The organism is uncultured Adlercreutzia sp. (genome assembly GCF_958431955.1).
Lineage (GTDB): Bacteria > Actinomycetota > Coriobacteriia > Coriobacteriales > Eggerthellaceae > Adlercreutzia.
Window position 1 is genome coordinate 1 of the sequence record NZ_CAUASN010000044.1, and the last position, 19,897, is coordinate 19,897.

At 65.6% G+C, this 19,897-nt stretch carries 17 protein-coding genes; 10 read left to right on the forward strand and 7 right to left on the reverse strand.

What is annotated here, in order from left to right; all coding sequences use genetic code 11:
• The 8 genes from Q5064_RS10330 to rfbA all read left to right on the forward strand — a co-directional run.
• On the forward strand, positions 1-1,141 hold a 1,141-nt coding region (locus tag Q5064_RS10330), incomplete at its 5' end, for an AMP-binding protein (RefSeq protein WP_302964436.1).
• 18 nt (positions 1,142-1,159) lie between these two features.
• Positions 1,160-2,344 (forward strand): D-alanyl-lipoteichoic acid biosynthesis protein DltB, encoded by a 1,185-nt coding sequence (gene dltB / locus Q5064_RS10335; protein WP_302964439.1) that lies wholly within the window; start codon positions 1,160-1,162, stop codon positions 2,342-2,344.
• Positions 2,337-2,591, forward strand: a complete 255-nt coding sequence (gene dltC, locus Q5064_RS10340; protein ID WP_302964442.1) for a D-alanine--poly(phosphoribitol) ligase subunit DltC — start codon at positions 2,337-2,339, stop codon at positions 2,589-2,591. The genes dltB and dltC overlap by 8 nt, the downstream gene beginning before the upstream one ends.
• Positions 2,592-2,719: 128 nt before the next feature.
• The gene (locus tag Q5064_RS10345; RefSeq protein WP_302964445.1) at positions 2,720-4,249 is read left to right on the forward strand and encodes an MBOAT family protein; all 1,530 of its coding nucleotides are present in this window, start codon (positions 2,720-2,722) and stop codon (positions 4,247-4,249) included.
• 10 nt (positions 4,250-4,259) lie between these two features.
• Positions 4,260-5,495, forward strand: a complete 1,236-nt coding sequence (locus Q5064_RS10350) for a DHHW family protein (protein ID WP_302964447.1) — start codon at positions 4,260-4,262, stop codon at positions 5,493-5,495.
• Positions 5,496-5,589: 94 nt separating this feature from the next.
• Positions 5,590-6,495, forward strand: coding sequence for a hypothetical protein (locus tag Q5064_RS10355; protein WP_302964448.1), 906 nt, complete (start codon positions 5,590-5,592; stop codon positions 6,493-6,495).
• Positions 6,496-6,574: 79 nt separating this feature from the next.
• The gene (locus Q5064_RS10360) at positions 6,575-8,365 is read left to right on the forward strand and encodes a hypothetical protein (RefSeq protein ID WP_302964450.1); all 1,791 of its coding nucleotides are present in this window, start codon (positions 6,575-6,577) and stop codon (positions 8,363-8,365) included.
• A gap of 21 nt (positions 8,366-8,386) precedes the next feature.
• Complete coding sequence (gene rfbA, locus Q5064_RS10365) at positions 8,387-9,295, forward strand: glucose-1-phosphate thymidylyltransferase RfbA (protein ID WP_302964452.1); 909 nt, start codon at positions 8,387-8,389, stop codon at positions 9,293-9,295.
• A gap of 95 nt (positions 9,296-9,390) precedes the next feature.
• On the opposite strand, the gene Q5064_RS10370 is transcribed toward rfbA, so the two are convergent.
• From Q5064_RS10370 to rfbB, 7 genes are read right to left on the reverse strand one after another with little or no spacing between them, the layout of a single operon-like run.
• Positions 9,391-10,584, reverse strand: coding sequence for a hypothetical protein (locus Q5064_RS10370; RefSeq protein WP_302964454.1), 1,194 nt, complete (start codon positions 10,582-10,584; stop codon positions 9,391-9,393).
• Positions 10,585-10,586: 2 nt separating this feature from the next.
• On the reverse strand, positions 10,587-11,612 hold the full coding sequence (locus Q5064_RS10375; RefSeq protein WP_302964456.1) for an NAD(P)-dependent oxidoreductase: 1,026 nt from the start codon (positions 11,610-11,612) through the stop codon (positions 10,587-10,589).
• Between the two features lie 37 nt (positions 11,613-11,649).
• Positions 11,650-12,567, reverse strand: coding sequence for a glycosyltransferase (locus tag Q5064_RS10380; protein WP_302964458.1), 918 nt, complete (start codon positions 12,565-12,567; stop codon positions 11,650-11,652).
• Positions 12,568-12,594: 27 nt separating this feature from the next.
• Entirely contained in the window at positions 12,595-12,942 is a 348-nt protein-coding gene (locus Q5064_RS10385) for an EamA family transporter (RefSeq protein WP_302964460.1), read from the reverse strand.
• A gap of 3 nt (positions 12,943-12,945) precedes the next feature.
• Positions 12,946-13,374, reverse strand: a complete 429-nt coding sequence (locus tag Q5064_RS10390; RefSeq protein WP_302964461.1) for a transporter — start codon at positions 13,372-13,374, stop codon at positions 12,946-12,948.
• Entirely contained in the window at positions 13,367-14,632 is a 1,266-nt protein-coding gene (locus Q5064_RS10395; RefSeq protein WP_302964463.1) for an acetyl-CoA carboxylase biotin carboxylase subunit family protein, read from the reverse strand. The genes Q5064_RS10390 and Q5064_RS10395 overlap by 8 nt, the downstream gene beginning before the upstream one ends.
• 35 nt (positions 14,633-14,667) lie before the next feature.
• Positions 14,668-15,681 (reverse strand): dTDP-glucose 4,6-dehydratase, encoded by a 1,014-nt coding sequence (gene rfbB, locus Q5064_RS10400; RefSeq protein ID WP_302964465.1) that lies wholly within the window; start codon positions 15,679-15,681, stop codon positions 14,668-14,670.
• Positions 15,682-15,952: 271 nt separating this feature from the next.
• Between rfbB and Q5064_RS10405 the strand changes: the two genes are divergently transcribed.
• On the forward strand, positions 15,953-19,159 hold the full coding sequence (locus Q5064_RS10405) for a GH25 family lysozyme (protein ID WP_302964467.1): 3,207 nt from the start codon (positions 15,953-15,955) through the stop codon (positions 19,157-19,159).
• 86 nt (positions 19,160-19,245) lie between these two features.
• A partial coding sequence (locus Q5064_RS10410) for an N-acetylmuramoyl-L-alanine amidase family protein (RefSeq protein WP_368389104.1) occupies positions 19,246-19,897 on the forward strand: 652 nt, incomplete at its 3' end.

Genomic DNA, 19,897 nt, shown 5'->3' on the forward strand with positions numbered 1-19,897 from the left:
GGCCTGGGGCCGGGCGGGCGAGCGCGTCGACCGCTCCCGCTGGATTTCCGGCGACACCCCCTTCTACCTGCTGTTCACCTCGGGAAGCACCGGCCGTCCCAAGGGCGTGCAGATGCCCTCCCGGTGCGTCGACGCCTTCATGGACTATTTCCGCACCCTGTTCCCCGAGCGCTCCGACGGCGTGAGCTTCAACCGGGTGCCCTACACCTTCGACGTGAGCCTGTTCGACATCATCGCGGGCCTGGCCTCGGGCTATACGCTCTTCGCCCTGGAGTCGGAAGCGGAGCAGTCCATGCGCGCCACCTTCGATGCCCTGGCGGAAAGCGGGCTGACCACCTGGATATCCACCCCCTCCTTCGTCGAGATGTGCCTGGCCGACCCGTCCTTCGGCGCAGAGCTGCTGCCGCGTTTGGAGAACGTCATCTTGTGCGGGGAGGTGCTCCGCAACGCCACGGCCCTCAAGCTGCTCGAGCGCTTTCCGGGGGCGCGGGTGCTGAACACCTACGGGCCCACCGAGACCCAGGCTGTGACCGATATCGCGGTAGACGAGGGGCTGGCACGGGAGGTGAACCCGCTCCCCGTGGGCTACCTGAGCCCGGGTATGGAGGCGATCGTCCGCGACCCCGAGACGGGCGAGGAGCTGCCGCGCGGGCAGGTGGGGGAGATCTACCTGGCCGGAAACACCGTGTCGGCGGGCTATTACGGCCGTCCCGACCTGACCGGTGCCGTCTTCTCACAGATCGAGAGCGCCGACGGCAAGCTCGTCGGCTGCTACAAGACCGGCGACAAGGGCTATCTCGACGATAAGGGGCGCCTATTCTGCCTGGGGCGGCTGGACTTCCAGGTGAAGCTCAACGGCTTCCGCGTGGAGCTGGCCGACGTGGAGCAGGCCCTCGTGCGCGTGCCGGCGGTGGCCGAGGCGGTGGTGCTCGCCGCCGAGCGCGACGGCAAGGTGACGCACTTGGTGGCCCATGTGCGCCCCGCCGACCCGGAGGCGCCCTGCGACTTCGCCATGTCGCGCGAGATCAAGTCCGCCCTCAAGGAGCTGGTTCCGGAGTACATGGTGCCGAAGAAGATCGTCTACCATGACGAGTTCGCCCTGAACGTGAACGGCAAGATCGACCGCAAGGCACTGGCCTAGGGCGAGGTGGCAGCGAGTATGAACTTCTACATCGACCCGGCATTCTACGTTTTTCTGGCCGTGGCCATCGTGCCCGCGGCCATCCTCGGCTTCTCGGGCCACCGCATCAAGTACTACGGCCTGGCCGCGTCCCTTGCCTTCCTCCTCCTGCTGTTCGGCGAGAACCTGGAGGGCATGGCGGCCTTCGGAGCCTTCCTCGCCATTGCCTGCGCCGCCACTTTCTGGGAGCTGCATAGCTGGAAGACGGGGCAGAAGGCGCTCTGGAAGTTCCGCACAGCCCTCGTGCTTGTCATAGCGCCGCTCGTCGTCTACAAGATCGCCGCGGTGTTCGACCAGAACCTCATGGGCTTCATCGGCATCTCGTACATCACCTTCAAGGCCGTGCAGGTGATCATCGAGATCCGCGACGACCTCATCGAGGACATGAACTTCGCCGACTACCTGTACTTCCTCGTGTTCTTCACGCCCTTCACCTCCGGGCCCATCGACCGCAGCCGCCGCTTCACCGAGGACGCGAACCGCACCTACACGGCCTCCCAGTACGCCGACCTGCTAGCCCGCGGCATCATGCTCTTGCTGGTGGGCGCGGTGTACCAGAAGGTGCTCGGCACGGTGTTCCACCACTACTTCACGCCCGCGCCCTGGGGCGACGGGCCCTGGTGGCAGGAGCTGGGCGCCCAGGTGAAGGACGCCTACATGTACGGCTTCTACCTGTTCTTCGACTTCGCGGGCTACTCGCTCATGGCCATGGGGGCGAGCTACTGCTTCGGCATCAAGACGCCGCGCAACTTCCGCGCCCCCTTCCTGGCGCTCGACGTGCGCGATTTCTGGGACCGCTGGCATATGACGCTCTCCACCTGGCTGCGCGACTTCGTGTTCATGCGGGCGGTGAAGTCGGCCACGCGCCGCAAGCTCTTCAAGGACCGTCTGCACACGGCCTGCGCCGGCTACCTAGCGAACTTCATGCTCATGGGCGCCTGGCACGGACTGACGGTGGACTACCTGGTATACGGCGCCTACTACGGCGTGCTCATGGGCGCCACCGACGTGTACCAGAAGAAATCGTCCTTCCACAAGAAGCACAAGAAGAAGAACTGGTACAAGGCCGTCCAATGGTTTGTTACCATTAACCTGGTCATGCTGGGCATGGCCATTTTCTCGGGTCAGATGCACACGGTTATAGGAGGTTTGCCCAATGGCTGAGAATTCCGTCGAGGAGCGCATGCTCGAGTTGATCGAGGAGATCTGCGACGACGAGGTCATCCGCGAGGAGCGGGACGTCGATCTGTTCGAGGAGGGGCTTTTGGACTCCATGGCCGCCATCGAGCTGCTCGTGGCCATCGAGACGGAGTTCGGCGTGACCATCGCGCCCACCGCCGTGGAGCGCGAGGAGATGAACTCCGTGAACAAGATCATCTACCAGGTGCAGATTCGCTACGACGCGCAGTAGGGACGCCCCCTTCCCCGTCGCCTGCGGGCTTCGGCCCTCTGTTTTCTCGGGTCGAGCGCGTTCTTAAGGAAAATGTAAGGTATCATTTCCGAGGCCTATCGACACGACGTTCCAGAAGGAGCCCGCCCGTGGTCTTCTCGAGCACCATCTTCCTGTTCGCGTTTCTGCCGCTGTTTTTGGCGGTGTACTTCGCGCTGCCCTGGCGCCCGGCGCGAAACGTCGTGCTGCTGGCGTTCTCGCTGGTGTTCTACGCCTGGGGCGAGCCGGTGTACGTGTGGCTCATGGTGGCCTCCATCGGCTTCAACTGGCTGTTCGCCTTCATCATCGGCAAGTGCGGTGAGGGCAGGACGGCGTCTAAGCGCCTGTGGCTCGTGCTGGCGCTCGCGGCCAACCTGCTCGTGCTCGGGTTCTACAAGTACCAGGGCTTTTTAGCCGAGAACGTGAACCGGGCGCTCGGCGAGGAGTTCATCGCGGAGCTGAACCTGGCGCTTCCCATCGGCATCTCGTTCTTCACGCTGCAGGCCATCACCTACGTGGTGGACGTGTACCGCGGCGAGGTAAAGGTGCAGCGCAATCCGCTGTATTTGGGCATGTACATCGCCATGTTCCCCCAGCTGGTGGCCGGCCCCATCGTGCGCTACGCCGACATCGAGTACGAGATCGACCACCGCCGCGCCACGCTCGCGGGCTTCGCCCAGGGGCTGCGCCTGTTCTGCGTGGGCCTCGGCAAGAAGGTGCTCCTCGCCAACACCGCCGGCGTGCTGGCCGACTCGCTTCTGCCCCGCGAGGCCGCCGAGATCGGGTTCGTGGGCTGCTTCTCGGGCGTTGCCGCCTACACCTTCCAGATCTACTTCGACTTCTCCGGTTATTCGGACATGGCCATCGGCATGGGCAAGATGATGGGCTTCGACTATCCGCGCAACTTCAACTACCCCTACACCTCCAAATCGGCCACGGAGTTCTGGCGCCGCTGGCACATGTCCCTGGGCGGCTTTTTCCGCGACTACGTATACATCCCGCTCGGCGGCAACCGCGTGAGCACGCCGCGCTTCGTGGTTAACACCATGATCGTGTGGGGGCTGACGGGCATCTGGCACGGGGCCGCATGGAACTTCCTTCTGTGGGGCCTGTACTGGGGCGTGCTCATCCTCTTGGAGAAGTTCTTCGTCATGAGGCTGCTCGACCGGCTGCCGGGCTTCGTGAGCCACATCTGGTGCGCGGTGCTGTTCTTCTTCGGCTGGCTGCTCTTCGCCGTGACAGGGCTTACGAACGTGGGCGAGTGGTTCTGCGCCATGTTCGGCGCCTACGGCTGGCTCGGCACCTCCACGCTGTGGGAGCTGCAGTCGTGGAGCTATGTGAGCCTCGTGCCCGTTTTCATCGTAGGCTCGCTGCCCTGGGCACCGTACCTGCGCAAGAAGCTTCAGGCCTGGGCCGAGGGCGATCCGCGCCGCCCCGTCGTCGCCGCGCCGGCCAAGGGCAACGCCGCCGTGCCGCCCTGCCAGGCGATCTGCGAGGGCGCCGCGGTGGCGCCAGGGCGCGCCCGGGTGCTCGCGGCGGTGAATATCGCCGTGGACGTGGCGCTCGTGGGCGTGTTCGTGCTCTCGGCCATGTCGGTGGTGTCCAGCTCCTACAACCCGTTCATCTACTTCCAGTTCTAGGGAGGGCGTCGTGAAGGTGAGAAACATCCTGCTCTCGGGCGCGCTCTGCCTGCTGCTGTGCGGCCCGGCCCTGATCGGATTAGCCTCATGGGGGGGGGTAGCGCTTCCCTCGTGGCTCACGGCCGCTGATGCGGCCTATCTCTCGGGCGGCATAACCGAAGCCGACCCGGCCGCCGTCGCCACCGTGGAGGGGTTCGCCTCCGGTGCGTTCCAGGAGGCGGCCGAGGACGCGGTGGGCAACTGCGTTCCCGCCAAGGCCACGGCACTGCTCGTCAACGGGGCGCTGCAGCGCACGGCCATCGCGGCCTCCAACGCGCTCTTCCATTGGGAATGCTACCCGGCGTTCTACGGCTCGGCCATCGTGGTGGCCCCCTCCGAGGGCCGGCTCTTGGAGACGGCCGAGAAGGCCACCGAGAAGGTACTCGGCACCGCCGAGCGCGTGCGCGACGAGATCGGCGCCTTCAGCGAGCGCCATCCCGACGAGCGCGTCTTCGTCTACCTCGGGCCCGACTCCATGAACGTGCAGGGCTCTCCCACGGCGGCCCTTATCTCAAATCCCCTCACCTACGGCTCGATGGAGTCCATCTTCGAGGACAACGACGGGAAGTTCCGATGGGTGAGCGGCAACGTCACCTACGACGAGTTCGCCGATCAGTGGAACAAGACCGACCATCATTGGAATATCCAAGGGGCCTTCGCCGCCTACGAGCGCATGGCCGCCGCCCTCGGTTTCGGCGACGAGGCGCTCGAGCCGGCATCCCTCGTTTCCTATGACGAGCCGGCGTTCCGCGGCACCTTCGCCCGCCGCGGTCTGGACGCCGACTACGAGGACCGCATCGTCGATTACGAGTTCGCCGACTTCCCGCAACTGTCGGTGACCATCGACGGCGCCGAGGCCTCCATGGACGCCCTCGTCCACCGGAAGAACTACGAGGGCGGCACTTGGGCTGCCAACGCGTTCTCGAGCCGCTACGCCGAGTACTTCCACACCGATTACGCCCTGATCGAGATCGAGAATGAAGAGGCGGCCTCCGATCGTGCCCTGCTCATCGTGGCTGACTCCTACTCCAATTGCATGGAGCGCTTCCTGGCGGTTCACTACGCCACGACCTACGTGCTGGATCCGCGTCACTACGACGGCACCCTCGACGGCTTTCTCGAGGAGCATCCGGAAGTGGGCGATGTGCTGTTCATCATGCGCTCGCCGAATCTTCTGGCGAGCGCCACCGAGCGCGTTTTGGAATAGGCCGTCCGCAGGGCGGTCGGGCGCCGCCCTGCGGACGGGGCGGAGGAAATCGTCGGGGCGCCGGTGCGCGCCCGGCGGGAAAGGAGGGGCGCCGATGAGCGTGGTGCTGCGAACCAAGGAGGAGCTCGAGCGCTTCTTCGCCGAGTCGGACCATGTGCTGGTGGGCTCGGTGCCGAATTTGGTGAACTCCCAAGTCACCTTCACTGATAAGGCGCTCGGGGGGGGGTGCTTCCTCTTTTGCGGCGATGATGTGACGTTGACGAGCGCGAAGCTCGTCTTCGCCGGCCCGGGCGCAGTCGTCTACCTCGCGGGCGGCAACAGCGCCCTGCGCCTGGACGCCACCGTGCACGCCGGTTGCACCTTCGCCGTCGGTACGGGCACCTACACCAACGGGCCTGTCCACCTCATCGTGTCGGAGCGGCGCAGCGTCCTCATCGGCGACCGCGGCCTCATCTCCTTCGACGTGTGGATACGCACGGCCGCTCCGCACCTGGTGTACGCCGTGGAGGGACGCCGGCGCATCAACCCCAGCCGCGACGTGGTGATCGGCGACCATGTGTGGCTCGGGCAATCGTGCATGCTACTGAAGGGCACGACCGTCGGCTCGGGCAGCATCGTCGGCGGCGCGGCGGTGGTGGCGGGCAAGGTCATCCCCTCGAACACGAGCTGGGCGGGCAACCCCGCCCGCCAGATCGCAAGCGGGGTGTTCTTCGACGGCGCCTGCGTTCACGGCTGGACGCCGGAGCAGACCGATGCGTCTGCGACGTTCGCGGGCGACAAATGGATCTACCAGGACGCGCCCGAGCGGTCGCGTTCCGGGTTGGTGGTGCTGGCCGAGCGGCTGGCCCGCACGTCCGACCCCGCAGATCGGCTCGACCTGGTGCGCGAGGCCTACGCAGCGGAGGGGAAGTGCCGCTTCGCCATTGCGGCGCCCGCCGCGGCGCCTGGCTCCACGAAGCGACGCGCCGCCGCCTTGGCCCGCAAACTCCTCCGCCCCTAAAGTTTCGCCAGGCGCCGTGGGTTGGAGTAGAATAGGGGAGATGCAAACCACTGTCGCGATATACGAGTGAAACGAGCCTATGCTAGATACCGTCAAGGGGTGCGCTGAGCGCGCCCTGTCTTCCCTCCGAAGTGATTTCAAGACGAGCCGGCCGGCGTGGCCGTGCCTGGCGGCGGCGTTGGCGGTGACCGTGCTTGTCTGCGGCCTGCTCATCTTGAACGACGATTGGCGCGGTCCCGACGATGATCTGGGCATCTCCATTGCTCTGTCGGGCCTGTATCCCGACGGCGGCCAGTGCCTGTTCACCAACGCCGTGCTCAACGGGCTGATCTACCAGCTGAACATGGCCATCCCCGATCTCAACTGGTTCCTCATCGTGGAGCGCTCGGCTGCCACGGCGGCTTTCTTCGCCCTGGCCTACCTGCTCTTCCGCCATGCGCCCCTCGGCGTTGGGCTGACATGCTTGGGATTCGTGGCCTACTTCATCATGCCGAAGTGCACGCTCGGCGGTAACTTCACGGTAGTGGCCGCCCTGTGCGTGATGGCGGGGGAGTTCTGCTGCTGCACGGGCATTGCGCGCCGTCAGGTATCCTGCTGCCTCGCGGGTGTGGCGCTCGTCGTCGTGGGGTTCATGTGGCGCGCCCTGGTGCTCCTGCTCTCCGCCCCCTTTCTGGCCGTGGCCTTCGCCGGGCTTCTGCTCCAATGCCGCAAGGGGGAGGGCCCGCGCATCCGCAGCCTCGTGGGGTGGGCGCTTGCGGCGGCGCTCGCCGTGGGCCTTGCCGTGGGCGGCGCCCTGGCCTACGACAAGGCAGTATGGGCCGATCCGAAGTGGGAGCCCTGGCAGACCTACAACGACGCGCGCTACAGCCTGGTTGACTATCCCACGCAAGATTACCAGGACATCAAGGCCGAGCTCGACGCCATCGGCGTTTCGGAGGACGATTACTGGCTCATGCGGAATTGGATCACGGCCGATCCCGATTACATAACCGCCGAGAGGCTGCAGCAGGTCGCAGATATAGCGCGCAAACCGCCCGAGGATCGCAGCATGGGCGCCGCCTTCCTTTCCCAAGCAAAGCACATGGTGAAATCCCCGTTGCTCACCGTCTCGCTTGCCTGCGTGGCCGCCGCAGCCCTGCTGCTCGGCCGCAGGCGCACGCTCGTTGTGGTTGCGGCGTCTCTTCTGGGGGCTTTCGCGGCCTGCGTGTTGTTCCGCTACACGGGGCGCCTGCCCGCGCGCGTGGAGTACTCCGTTTGGCTGTTCTCGCTCCTTCCCTGCGCCGCGACCTGCCTGCAATGCGTCGCCTTGGCGCGGTTCCGGCCGGCGGTGTCCGAGCGGAGGCGCTTGGCCTCGGCCGTGGTGGGCGTTGCCTTTGCGCTGCTCTGCGCGGTGGGCCTCGTCGTGAAATGGGCTCCCGCCTTCAATGTGGAGCGGGCCGACCAGTTCCTCAAGGAGAGCCCCTTCGTGGAGCAGAATGCCCTCATCGACCGCTTCTCGGAGCCGGGCGTGGTGTACGTGTGGGACACGACCACCTTCACCCAGGTGGAAAAGGAGCTCAAGTACCGTCATCTGCCGCCGAAGAAGCTCATGGACTCCACGGTGCTCGTGGGTGGCTGGACCCAGGGGTCTCCCATCATCAAGGGGCATAACGCGCAACTCGGCATCGAGAATCCCCTGAAGAGCCTCGTCGATCGCCCGGACACCTTCTTCGTCACGCGGCGCAAGCAGTCCATTGAGCATGTGGAGGCGTACCTGCGGGAGCACTACGACGCTCGCGCGACGGCCGAGGTCGTCGACGAGGTTCCCTTGAAACAGAAAGACGCCGACCCGCTTCTTGTGATACGATTCCAATCAAACGAACCTGTCTGATCGGTGAGAATCGAGGTTAACGTGAAAGGCATTATCCTGGCTGGTGGTTCGGGTACCCGCCTGTACCCGCTGACGAAGGTCACGTCGAAGCAGCTGCTTCCCGTGTACGACAAGCCCATGGTGTACTACCCGCTGTCCATTCTCATGTTGGCGGGCATCCGCGACATCCTGCTCATCTCCACCCCGGCCGACTTGCCGAACTTCCAGGAGCTGCTGCGGGACGGCTCGTCGTTCGGCGTGAACATGTCCTACGCCGTGCAGCCCAGCCCCGACGGCCTCGCCCAGGCGCTCATCATCGGCGAGGAATTCCTCGACGGCGACGGCTGCGCCCTCATCCTCGGCGACAACATCTTCTACGGCGGCGGCCTGTCGGGCCTGCTGCGCCAGGCCGCCTCCCGCGAGCACGGCGCCACGGTGTTCGGCTACTACGTGGACGACCCGGAGCGCTTCGGCGTGGTAGAGTTCGACGAGGCGGGCCATGCCCTGTCCATCGAGGAGAAGCCGGAGCATCCGAAGTCGAACTACGCGGTGACGGGCCTGTACTTCTACGACAACCGCGCGGTGGAGTTCGCCAAGAGCGTCGTGCCCTCCGATCGTGGTGAGCTGGAGATCACCGACGTGAATCGGCAGTACCTGGAGGACGGCAGCCTGGAGGTGAGGGTGCTGCACCGCGGCTCGGCATGGCTCGACACGGGCACCATCCCGAGCTTGTACAAAGCCTCCGAGTTCGTGAAGGCCGTGGAGGACAACCAGGGCCTCCAGATCGCCTCGCTGGAGGAGATCGCCTACAACAACGGCTGGATCACCCGCGAGGTGCTGCTCGAGGCCGCCGAGCGCCACGCGAAAACCGCCTACGGCCAGCACCTGTTCCGCGTGGCCGAGAACCGCATCCTGCTCGGAGGCGCGGCGCTGCCGGGTGGGAACGCCTAGGGCGCGCTCGCCTCGTCCCCGTAAAAACGACGGCCCCCGCCCGAGCGTATCGGCGGGGGCCGTTCTCGTTCAGCGTGCCTTCGGGCACCTGCGGGCTAGAGGCGCGGAGGGCGCTCGTTCCAGGGTTCGCGCAGCAGGGTTGCCGTGCCGTCGGGGGCCGCGGCATACACGGCGGGCGGGTACTCGATGAAGAACTGGGGCGTGAAGCTCATGGAGTAGGCGCCGGCGTAGCGGATGACCACCATGTCTCCCGGCGCGAGGGCCGGCTCGTCTGCGGCCGTGAAGAGGCGGTCGCTGTCCATGCAGGTGTAGCCGCAGATGATCTGCCGGGGGAGCGTCTCGGTGCTCTCGGCGATCATCTCGTGCACGTAGGAGGTCTTCTTCATCTCGTGGTCGATGTTGATGCGCGACAGCTCGGTGACCACGTAGTGCTCGTCCACGATGTCCTTCACGTCGATGACGCGGCCGGCGTAGTAGCCCGGCGTGCACACCACCGCGCCGCCCGGCTCCACCAAAAGCTCGGTGCGCGCGGGATCGCAGGCGTCGCCCATGGCCTCGCGGATGGTGCGCACGTAGTCGTCGTAGGCGCCCACGTTGGCAGGTCCGCCGCCGTAGAAGCCGCCGCCGATATCGAACCAGTCCAGCTCCAGGTCGAACGCGCGGATGATCTCGGCCGCGGCGTCGGCCAGGGTGCGGTAGACCTTCTGCGATCGACTCAAGGTGGTCACGTGCATGTGCAGCCCGCGGATCTCCACGCCCTCCACGCTCCGCAGCTCCTCGATGGCCCGGGCCAGCTCGCCGCCCTCGAAGGAGAAGCCGAAGCGGCCATGGCGGTCGTCCGAGAGCGTCTCGCCGGGGCAGTACTTCTCGAGCAGGATGTTCGCGCGAATGCCGACGCGGGCCCGCTTGCCCGCCTCGGCGTACTCGCGCACCCAGGCGATCTCGCGCTTCGAGTCGAGGTTCACGTACGACCCGGCGTCCAGGGCGAAGAAGAGCCACTCGCGGCCCTTGATGGGGCCGTTGAACACGATCTGCTCGGGCGGGAAGCCGGCCTTAAGGGCCCGGGCGTACTCCTCGTCGGAGACCACCTCGGCATAGCAGTCCTCCTCGCGGGCCACTTCCAGGATCCACGGAAAGGGGTTGGTCTTCACCGAGTAGGCCACGTTCGAGCGCGGCGACCAGTGCTCGGCGAGCGCCCGGCGGAAGTCGGCGAAGTTGTCGCGCAGCTCCGCCTCGTCGAAGACGAAGCAGGGGGTCTTAAGCGCGGTGAAGTCGAAGGGGAGCGCCATGGCTACCGCCCCTCGTAGCGCTCGGTGAAGAAGTCGGCGAAGCGGTCGGCCTCCATCTCGGCCTTGTAGTCCTCGAGCATCTTCACGGGCGGGTAGGCCGGCTCGTAGCCGAGGTTGGCCCGGGCCTTGTCGACGTTCATGCAGTAGTTCACGCAGTCGTGCTTCTCGGGGCGGTAGCTGATCTCGGATACGGCGCCCGGCTCGCAGAACACGTCCACGATGTTGTGCACCTGCTCCTCCAGGGAGGTGAGCACGCCGGTGCCCACGTTGTAGGTGCCGCTCGCGTCCTTGGGCGCGAAGAGGGCCTTCTCGATCATCTGGCAGAAGTCCTTCACGTAGATGAGATCCATGCCCTTGGCCGGATCCCCCCAGATCTCGAGCGGCTCGCCGGCCCGCGCCCTGTCGATCATGAGGCGGTAGGAGCTCACGGCCGGCTTGCCGTCGTGGTAGAGCGTCTTGCTGTCGTGCATGAAGCAGTAGATGTTCGGCAGACGGAAGGCGAAGAATCCCAGGTCGTAGGCGGCGCGGTAGTGCCAGCACAGCTCCTCGGCGCAGATCTTCGTGATGGCGTACACGGCGTGGTCGCCGGTCATGGCGGGCTTGCGCGGCATGTCGTCGGCCAGTTCCGTCATCTCGCCGAAGTAGCCGGTGTAGTCGGAGATGGTCTGGGTGTACAGCACCCGGTCGGCCCCTGCGGTGCGGGCGTACTCGAGCACGTTCAAGGTGCCCATGACGTTGGCGTCCACGTAGCGGCGCGGGTCGTAGCCCTCCATGTAGGCCGGCAGCGCCCCGGCGAAGTGCACCACGGCGTACACGTCCTCCTGGGGGAGGGCCGCCAGCGACTCCCCGTCGGTGATGTCGGCGCGCACGTAGCGCACGAGTGGGGCGTAGCGGTCGAAGAAGGCGATGTCCGACCGCCCGCTGGCGACGACTTCCCACTCGTCGGGCGACAGGGTGTGGGCAAGGTGGTCCACCAGGTACAGCCCGAGGGTGCCGCCGGCACCGAAGATGACGATTCTCTTTCTCATGGTCGCTCCGTTCTGCGATGGGGTTGGGTACTGCAATTTAGCGGTTGTCGATGGTCTGCTTGAGCACGTACTGGGGCGCGTTGTTGATGGTCATGAACACGCGGCCCAGATACTCGCCGATAAGCCCGAGGAACAGGATGATGAGGCCCGAGCAGGTGAGCACGGTGGCCATGAGCGAGGGCCAGCCGGCCTGCATGGAAGGATCGAGGAGCCGCATGATGAAGATGGCCAGGGCCGCCACGAGGCCGATGGCGCCGAGCACCGCGCCGATGACGGCGGCCAGGCGCAGCGGCACCATGGAGAAGTTCAGCACCGTTGACCACAGGCGGATGAGGGTCTTGAGCGTGTATCCCGACGTGCCCTGGGCGCGTTCGTAGTGAACCACCTCGACGTTCTTGATGTTGGCCGTGGCGCGGAAGATGAGCCCCTGGATGTACACGTAGGGGCCGTGGTAGCGCACCATCTCATCGCGGACGTGGCGGCGCAGCACGATGAAGTTGCTGGCGTAGATCTCCTTCGGCCGGTCGGTGAGCACGCGCATGGACCACACCGTGAACTTCGACCCCAGCTCGCGCCACCAGGCCTGCTTATGCTCGGGCCAGCTGGCGAACACCACGTCGGCGTCCCCGACGGAGTCGAGCAGCTTCACGCATTGGGAGGGGTGGGTCTGCATGTCGTCGTCCATGAGCAGGATGAGGTCGCCTTGCGTCTCGCGCAGGCCGGCCATGATGGCGTTGTGCTGCCCGGAGTTCTTGGCGCAGTTGATGCCCACGATGCGGTCGTCTTCGGCGCACAGCGCCGAGATGGCGGCGAAGGTGCCGTCGGTGGAGCCGTCGTTCACGAGGACGAACTCGTAGGAGTAGCCGGCCTTCACGAGCTCGGCGCGGGTCTGCTCGACCACGGTGCCGATCATCTTCTCGGAGTAGTAGCAAGGGATAACGACTGAAACGAGCATAGCGTGCCTTTCCTTGGTCGCCGGGGTCTAGACGGTGCCCAGCGAGTAGACGACGATTCCGACGATGATGAGCGCGAGCGCGCAGGCCTTCTTCTTGCCGATCTTCTCCTTGAAGATGGTCACGCCGAAGAAGGTAATGTACAGATAGGCCGTGGCCTCCAAGATGGCGCCCATGGACAGCGGCACCACTTTGTAGGCGAGGATGGTCATGAGCGTGGCGCCGAAGAAGAAGGCGTAGGCGGTGATGACGAGCGGGTTCAGGTACTCCTTCAACGGCGAGTCGTAGGTGCGCAGGGCCGCCTTCTTCAGGAGCACCTGGGAGACCGACGAGATGAGCACGCCCAGAAGGTAGATGCCGATGTAGAGCTCGAGCACGGGCTACCTCCCCTCGCCGATGCCGGTGACAGTCCACTCGTCGCCGTCGATGGAGTCGCCGGGGCGCTCCTCCTCCGCATCGGCCCGGGCGTAGAGCACCACGCCCGCGATGACGAGGGCGGCCCCGATGAGATTCAGGACCGAGATGGACTCCCCGAAGACGAAGAAGCCCCACACCATGCCCCATACCACCGTGACGGCCTTGTTCGCGAAGGCGAGCGAGAGCGACAGGCGCTTCAGGATCTGCTGCCAGCCGATGGCGTAGATGAACAGGATGGCGAGCATGCCGCCGTACAGCGCGATGAACATGGGGCTCATGAAGGGCTCGTGGGCGGCGTTCTTGCTGAAGATGCCCGAGAGCGAGTACACCAGCAAAAGCAGGTGCAGCGCGATGAGCGTGACGGCGCGCTTGTTGGGGGCGGCCTTACTCATGCCGTTCCCTCGCGTCGGCCGAGAAGAGCAGCTCGCGGCCCGCCGGGTCCAGGACCGAGGCGCGCGAGAAGATCTCGTCGGAGAGGGCGTCCACGCCCCGCCGGCTGTCGGCGACAAGGTAGTAGCGGGCCACGTAGGGCTTTGCGCCGCGCCCGCGGGCGACGGCGTCGCCACGCCGGTAGTACGGGAGGTACTCCGTCACGCCCTCGAGCTGGGCCAGGGTGTCCATCGCGGTCATGTCGTCCACTTCGCCCTCGCGTCCGTGGAAGTAGAGGCCGGCGGCATGGCCGGGCAGAAGCGGGGAGTGGGCGCGCACGCGCGCGGCGGCGGCCTTAGGGTTGTACACCAGGTCGAGCAACAGGTCCTCCACGGCCAGGCCGCTCGTCAGCTCCAAAAGCTCGTGCTCGTAGCCAAAGATGCGGCCGGCGGCCTCGCAGACGGCCAGGCTGCCATCGGGGGTGCGGAACAGCTGGATGCACAGAGGGCCGTTCTCGAGGCCCACGTAGCCGGCGATCTTCGTGGCGATGGCGGCCACGTCGTCGGCGATGGCGGCGGTGAGGGTGCTCGGGTAGGCGATGCGCACCACCTGGGGCACCTCACCGTCCGCGAAGGGGGCCTTCTCGCGGTCGGCGATGCTGAGCACGTGGGCGCGCCCCTCGACCACCCAGGTCATGGCGTTGAACTCGCGGCCGTCGTTGTACTCCTCGGAGATGAGGGCGTCGAAGGTGGACTGCGCGGCCGCCGCTGCGAACCGCTCGCGCACCTCCTCTGCGCTGCGGGCGACGAACACGCCGTGGGACCCGTAGCCGTTCAAGGGCTTCACCACGCAGGGAAACGCCAGGTCGGCGCAGTCCTCCTCGAGGGTCTCGAGCCGGATCACCTTCGAGCGGGGCGTGGGGATGCCCAGCTCGGCGAACATCTGCTTCATGAGCGGCTTCTCGCGCAGGTACCGCTCCTGGGCGGGCTTGAGGTAGGCGGGAAGGCCGGCCGCGTCGGCGATGTCGATCATGCACTCGGCAAGCAGGTCGGAAAACGACGCGATGATGCCGTCGGCCTCTTCGGCGCGACAGATGTCGGCGACGGCGGCTGTGTCGCGGATGTCGGCGAGGTAGGCCTTGTCGGCATGGGCCTTGGCGGGGCCGTGCTCGTAGCCGTCGCAGACGATGGTGTAGATGCCGCGGGCGCGGGCTCGCTCGACGAGGTCGACGAACTCGTCCATGGAGCCGAGGATGACGAGGCGATGCTGGTCGGTGGTCATGGGTGGCGATCTCCTTCGGAACGGTGCAGGCGGCCCTATTGGCCCTGGGCGCGGTACTTGGCCTCGGTGGCCTCCTTGGCCGGGCGCCACCAGTCCTCGTTGGCGGTGTACCAGGCGATGGTGTCGGCCAGCCCCTCGGCGAAGTCGGTGTGCTTGGGCTGCCAGCCCAGCTCGCGCCGCAGCTTCGCGGAGTCGATGGCGTAGCGGCGGTCGTGGCCGGGGCGGTCGCGCACCCAGTCGAAGTCGTCGGCGTCGCGTCCCATGGCCGCCAGGATGGCGCGCAGCACGTCGATGTTGTTGCGCTCGCCGTCGGCGCCGATGAGGTAGGTCTCGCCGAGGCGCCCCTCGGTGAGGATGGCCCACACGGCCGAGGAGTGATCCTCGGTGTGGATCCAGTCGCGCACGTTCAGGCCGTCGCCGTACAGCTTGGGGCGGATGCCGCAGAGGATGTTCGTGATCTGGCGGGGGATAAACTTCTCGACGTGCTGGTAGGGGCCGTAGTTGTTCGAGCAGTTGGAGATGGTCACCGGCACGCCGTAGGTGCGGTGCCATGCGCGCACGAGCATGTCCGAGGCCGCCTTGGTGGAGCTGTAGGGGCTCGAGGGGCGGTACGGCGTCTCCTCGGTGAAGCGCGCCGGGTCGTCGAGGGCCAGATCGCCGTACACCTCGTCGGTGGAGATGTGGTGGAAGCGCACGCCGTGGTCGCGGGCGGCCTGCAGCAGCGTGAAGGTGCCCTCCACGTTGGTGCGCAGAAACGGCGTGGGATCGGCGATGGAGTTGTCGTTGTGGCTCTCGGCGGCGAAGTGCACGCAGGCGTCGGCGTCGGCGAACAGGCGGCCCACCAGGTCGGCATCGCAGATGTCCCCGTGCACGAAGGTCATGCGCTCGGGGTCGCAGCCGGCCAGGTTCTCGCGGTTGCCCGCGTAGGTGAGCGCGTCGAGCACCGTGACGCGGGTGTCGGGCTGGTTGTCGAGCACCCAGTGCACGAAGTTCGAGCCGATGAACCCGGCCCCTCCGGTAACGATGATGTTGCTGAAACGGTCTGCCATGGTGGTGGGCTCCTTCTGGTCAAAAAGACGTCTCGCTATAGTGTAAGGGATATTGCGGCTTCGTGCTCTCCTCAGGGAAAAACGGTCACATCCCTTCTGGAGGGACGGCCCCACCCCTTCAGTGCATCCGTAGAACCCTCGTGCATTTTCGCCGAATTTTTACGGGAAGTTGTCAGAAGCATGTGCATATGATGAATTGCCTGATAAAATGAATTTTCGCATTTTGGGAAAACGAAGCAGAGAAATGAACGACATCCCAGGAGGTCTCAATATGATCAACCGCTCGGTCGCTAGGCGCGCAAAGCATGCCAAGCCCGCTGTGCGCAAGGGGTATTGGGCGAAGTCGAGCTCTTCCGTTCTCGCGGTGGCCCTCGCTGCCAGCCTCGTGCCCGTATCTCCGGCCCTGGGCGATGACTTCGATGTCGAGATTGGCGACATCGAGGCGACCGAGCCTCCCGCGCCCGAGGTGGTGGGCGCCGACGAGCCGGCGGCCGATGTGCCGGACGCGAGCGTTGCGCCCGAGGTGAGCGAGTCCGCACCCGACGTCTCCGCTCAGCCGTCTCTGCCCGAGGAGGACGAGCCTGACGATCCCGAGGATGCAGGAGCGCCGCCCGTGGAGACCGATGATGCCGATGTGGCCGAGCGTGTCGCCGCCGAACCGGCTGCTTCCCCGGAAGGAGCCGCCGAGGAGCCGACGTCCGAGCAGGAAGAGGGCGAGGAACTGGCCCAGAGTTGGCGCATCACCGACGGTGTTCCCAACAACGTGCTCCTCGAGCAGAACGAGGCGGCCGGCATCACCCCGTTCGCGGCTTTCGCCGATCTGACTGTGGACTACCGCTCCACCTGGTCGAAGAGCGACGGAGTGGGACAGTACAGCTACCGGGAGAAGCCGAGCGACAGCTTTCAGAAGATCAAGGTGCCCGGCGCCAAGGAAGTCGGCGTCGACATTTCCTACTTCAACAACGAGAGCGGCGGCACCTACAAGGCCATCGATTGGGCGAAGATGAAAGCCGACGGCATCACCTTCGCCATCATCCGCATCGGCGACGGCGGCTCCAACGGCAAGTTCTTCGTCGATCCGTGGTTCGCGCGCAACATCAAGGGCGCGCGGGCCAGCGGTATCAAGGTGGGCGTGTACGTGTACTCGCGCGCCCGCTACCTCACCGGCTCCACGTACTCGGTGGAGAATGAGGTGAAAGCCACCCTCGACCAGCTGAAGGCCGCTGGCATCTCGCCCTCCGATCTTGCGCTTCCGGTGTACCTCGACATGGAGGACGCCTCCCAGAAGAAGGTGGGCGCCGATATGCTCGGTAAGATCGCCACCTCCTACTGCAACGCCATCCGCTCGGCGGGCTACAAGGTGGGCATCTATGCCAATCAGGACTGGTACAACAACGTGCTCACGGCCAACGTGTTCAGCGCCGACGTGATGAAGCGCAACGGGTGGTCGCGCTGGGTGGCTCGCTACTCTTACGGCGCCTCGTCGAGCGGCGTTGCCAACACCGATCTGTGGCAATTCACCTCCATCGGCATCGTGAACGGCCAGTACCGCAAGTACTGCGACGTGAACTTCTCCTTCACCTCCTTCTCGTCGACGACCCAAGACGTGGTGCTCACCGGCACGCCCAACACCTGGGCCTGGATGAACGGCTACGCCTATTACTACGGCTCCGACGGCAAGGCCGTGAAGTGGAGCCAGAAGATCAACGGGAAGTGGTACTACTTCGACGGGCAGTGCCGCATGAGGACCGGCTGGGTCACCTGGAGCGCCGACGGCACCAAGAGCTACTTCCAGCCGGGCGAGGACGGCAAGGCCGCGGCGCTTACCGGCTGGCACGAGATAGATGGGGAATGGTACTACTTCAACCCTTCCAACGGCATCAGCCTGCGCTGGAGCCAGAAGATCAACGGGAACTGGTTCTACTTCAACGGCGAGTCCCAGATGAAGACCGGCTGGGTCACCTGGAGTGCTGATGGCACGAAGAGCTACTTCGACCCCAGCTCCGGGCGCGCGTGGCTCGGGTGGCAGACCATCGGCGGCAAGAAGTACTACTTCAACCCCGCCAACGGCATCTCCAAGCGCTGGAGCCAGAAGATCGACGGCTCCTGGTACTACTTCAACGGCGACAGCGTCATGCAGACCGGCTGGATCACCTGGAAAGATGGCACCAAGAGCTTCTTCGACTGGGACGGCAAGGCGCTGCTCGGCTGGCGCAGCTTCCAGGGGCGCAAGTGCTACTTCGACCCGGCCACCGGCATCTCGCGGCGCTACAGCCAGAAGATCGACGGCTCGTGGTACTACTTCGCCAGCGACAGCTTCATGTTCACGGGGCTGCTCACCTGGCATGCCGACGGCCGCAAGAGCTACTACGCCTCTGACGGGAAGCTGCAGGGCGGCTGGCAGACGGTGAACGGGAAGCGCTACTACTTCGACTGGTCCGACGGCAAGAGCCTGCGCTGGAGCCAGTGGATCGGCGGCTTCCTCTACTACTTCAACACCGATTCGGAGATGGTGACCGGCTGGGTGACTTGGAAGGCCGACGGCTCGAAGAGCTACTTCGACGCTCAGGGGCGCGCGCTCATGGAATGGCAGACCATCGGCGGCAAGACGTACTACTTCAACCCCGCCAACGGCCAATCGCTGCGCGGCATGCAGGTTATCGACGGCCAGCCGTACTTCTTCAACGACAAGTCGGAGCTGGTCGGGACGGCATCGACGACGAAGACCGAATCCACGGGCATTGCCTTGTCGGCTCTGGCAGCTAAGGAGCTCAAGGCGTGCCCGGCTTCCCTCAAATACACCCAGGCCCAGGTGACCGCCTCCCTGTCGCCGGCGAACTGCGCCGCCGGCTCGAGCAGCTACTACCAGTTCGCGCAGCTCAACCGAGGCTATTCCGGCATGGTTTCCGCTGCCCAGCTCAATGCCTACATTGCGTCGACGGCCAACGGGCGGGCGGGGACGCTCGCGGGGAAGGGGCAGGCGTTCATCGACGCCGCCCGCCGCTACGGCGTGAACGAGGTGTACCTGCTCGCCCATGCCATTCTCGAGAGCGGCTGGGGCACCTCGACGCTCGCCAGGGGCTATGCTTATGATGGCAAGACGCTGGTGGGCGGCAAGGTGTGGCCGAAGGGAACCTACTACAACTTCTACGGAATCGGCGCCTACGACTCAAGCCCCCTGTCGGGAGGGAGGGCCCTGGCCATCAAGAACGGCTGGAGCACCCCCGAGAAGGCCATCGACGGGGCAGCGCGCTGGATTGCCACCAATTACCTCAACAATGTCTTCAGCCAGAACACCCTCTACAAGATGCGCTGGAACTACGTCGAGTACGCGCGCTATGGATCGGTTTCGCACCAATATGCCACCGACCGCGATTGGGCCGCGAAGATTGGCACGCAGATGAACGCCATCTACGCCTACGCCGGGGTGGGGCAGACGCAATCGGGCCTCACCTTCCTCATGCCGAGCTACCGCTAGCCGTTTGGCCTTGTGGGGGTGTCATTTCCCCTGCCGAAGGGTATACTGGTGCATTATCGAGAGACGATGCAGGAGGATGTATCAGTATGGAGAAACGGGAACGTAGCATCGCGGCGCCCTTGCCGCGAGCGGGCGCGAGCCTTCTTCTGGCCGCCCTGCTCTGCCTGTCGGTGCCCGCGGCGGCTCAGGCCGCCGAGGCCGAGGGGGGAGCGGATGCCGCATCGCAGGCACCGGTTGCCATCGAGGACGCCCCGGCGCTCGACGCCGATGGGGTCGCCGAGGATTCCGCGGACGGCGATGGCGCCGAGGAAGTGCCCGAGCCGCCGGCTGCCGATGGCGACGACGGAGAGATCGCTCCCGACGCAGATCGGCCTGCGTCCGAGTCGGAGCCGGCTCTGCCCGCAGCCGTTCCGACGGCCGATGCCGCCGACGATACCGATGATGCGGATGGCGTTGACGGCGATATCGACGAGCCCGCAGTGGGCCTGCAGCCGGAAGGGGCGTCGTTTCGCTACCGCTACGAGGACGGCACCTATGCGGTCTCCGCGTGGGTGACCGAGGGCGGCAAGCGCTACTACTTCGGCGCTAACGGTCTGGCTGTGGGCGGACGTCAGAAGATCGACGGATCGTGGTACTGCTTCGGCGATGATCGAGCCATGAAGACGGGCTGGGTCACCTGGGGCAACGGCACCAAGAGCTTCTTCGACTGGGACGGCCGCGCCCTCACCGGCTGGCGCA

Bases quoted from the DNA above. Each gene is read 5' to 3' on its own strand.
- dltB (WP_302964439.1), top strand. From the start codon at position 1,160: ATGAACTTCTACATCGACCCGGCATTCTACGTTTTTCTGGCCGTGGCC.
- dltC (WP_302964442.1), top strand. From the start codon at position 2,337: ATGGCTGAGAATTCCGTCGAGGAGCGCATGCTCGAGTTGATCGAGGAG.
- Q5064_RS10355 (WP_302964448.1), top strand. From the start codon at position 5,590: ATGAGCGTGGTGCTGCGAACCAAGGAGGAGCTCGAGCGCTTCTTCGCC.
- Q5064_RS10360 (WP_302964450.1), top strand. From the start codon at position 6,575: ATGCTAGATACCGTCAAGGGGTGCGCTGAGCGCGCCCTGTCTTCCCTC.
- Q5064_RS10370 (WP_302964454.1), bottom strand. From the start codon at position 10,584: ATGGCGCTCCCCTTCGACTTCACCGCGCTTAAGACCCCCTGCTTCGTC.
- Q5064_RS10375 (WP_302964456.1), bottom strand. From the start codon at position 11,612: ATGAGAAAGAGAATCGTCATCTTCGGTGCCGGCGGCACCCTCGGGCTG.
- Q5064_RS10380 (WP_302964458.1), bottom strand. From the start codon at position 12,567: ATGCTCGTTTCAGTCGTTATCCCTTGCTACTACTCCGAGAAGATGATC.
- Q5064_RS10390 (WP_302964461.1), bottom strand. From the start codon at position 13,374: ATGAGTAAGGCCGCCCCCAACAAGCGCGCCGTCACGCTCATCGCGCTG.
- Q5064_RS10395 (WP_302964463.1), bottom strand. From the start codon at position 14,632: ATGACCACCGACCAGCATCGCCTCGTCATCCTCGGCTCCATGGACGAG.
- rfbB (WP_302964465.1), bottom strand. From the start codon at position 15,681: ATGGCAGACCGTTTCAGCAACATCATCGTTACCGGAGGGGCCGGGTTC.
- Q5064_RS10405 (WP_302964467.1), top strand. From the start codon at position 15,953: ATGATCAACCGCTCGGTCGCTAGGCGCGCAAAGCATGCCAAGCCCGCT.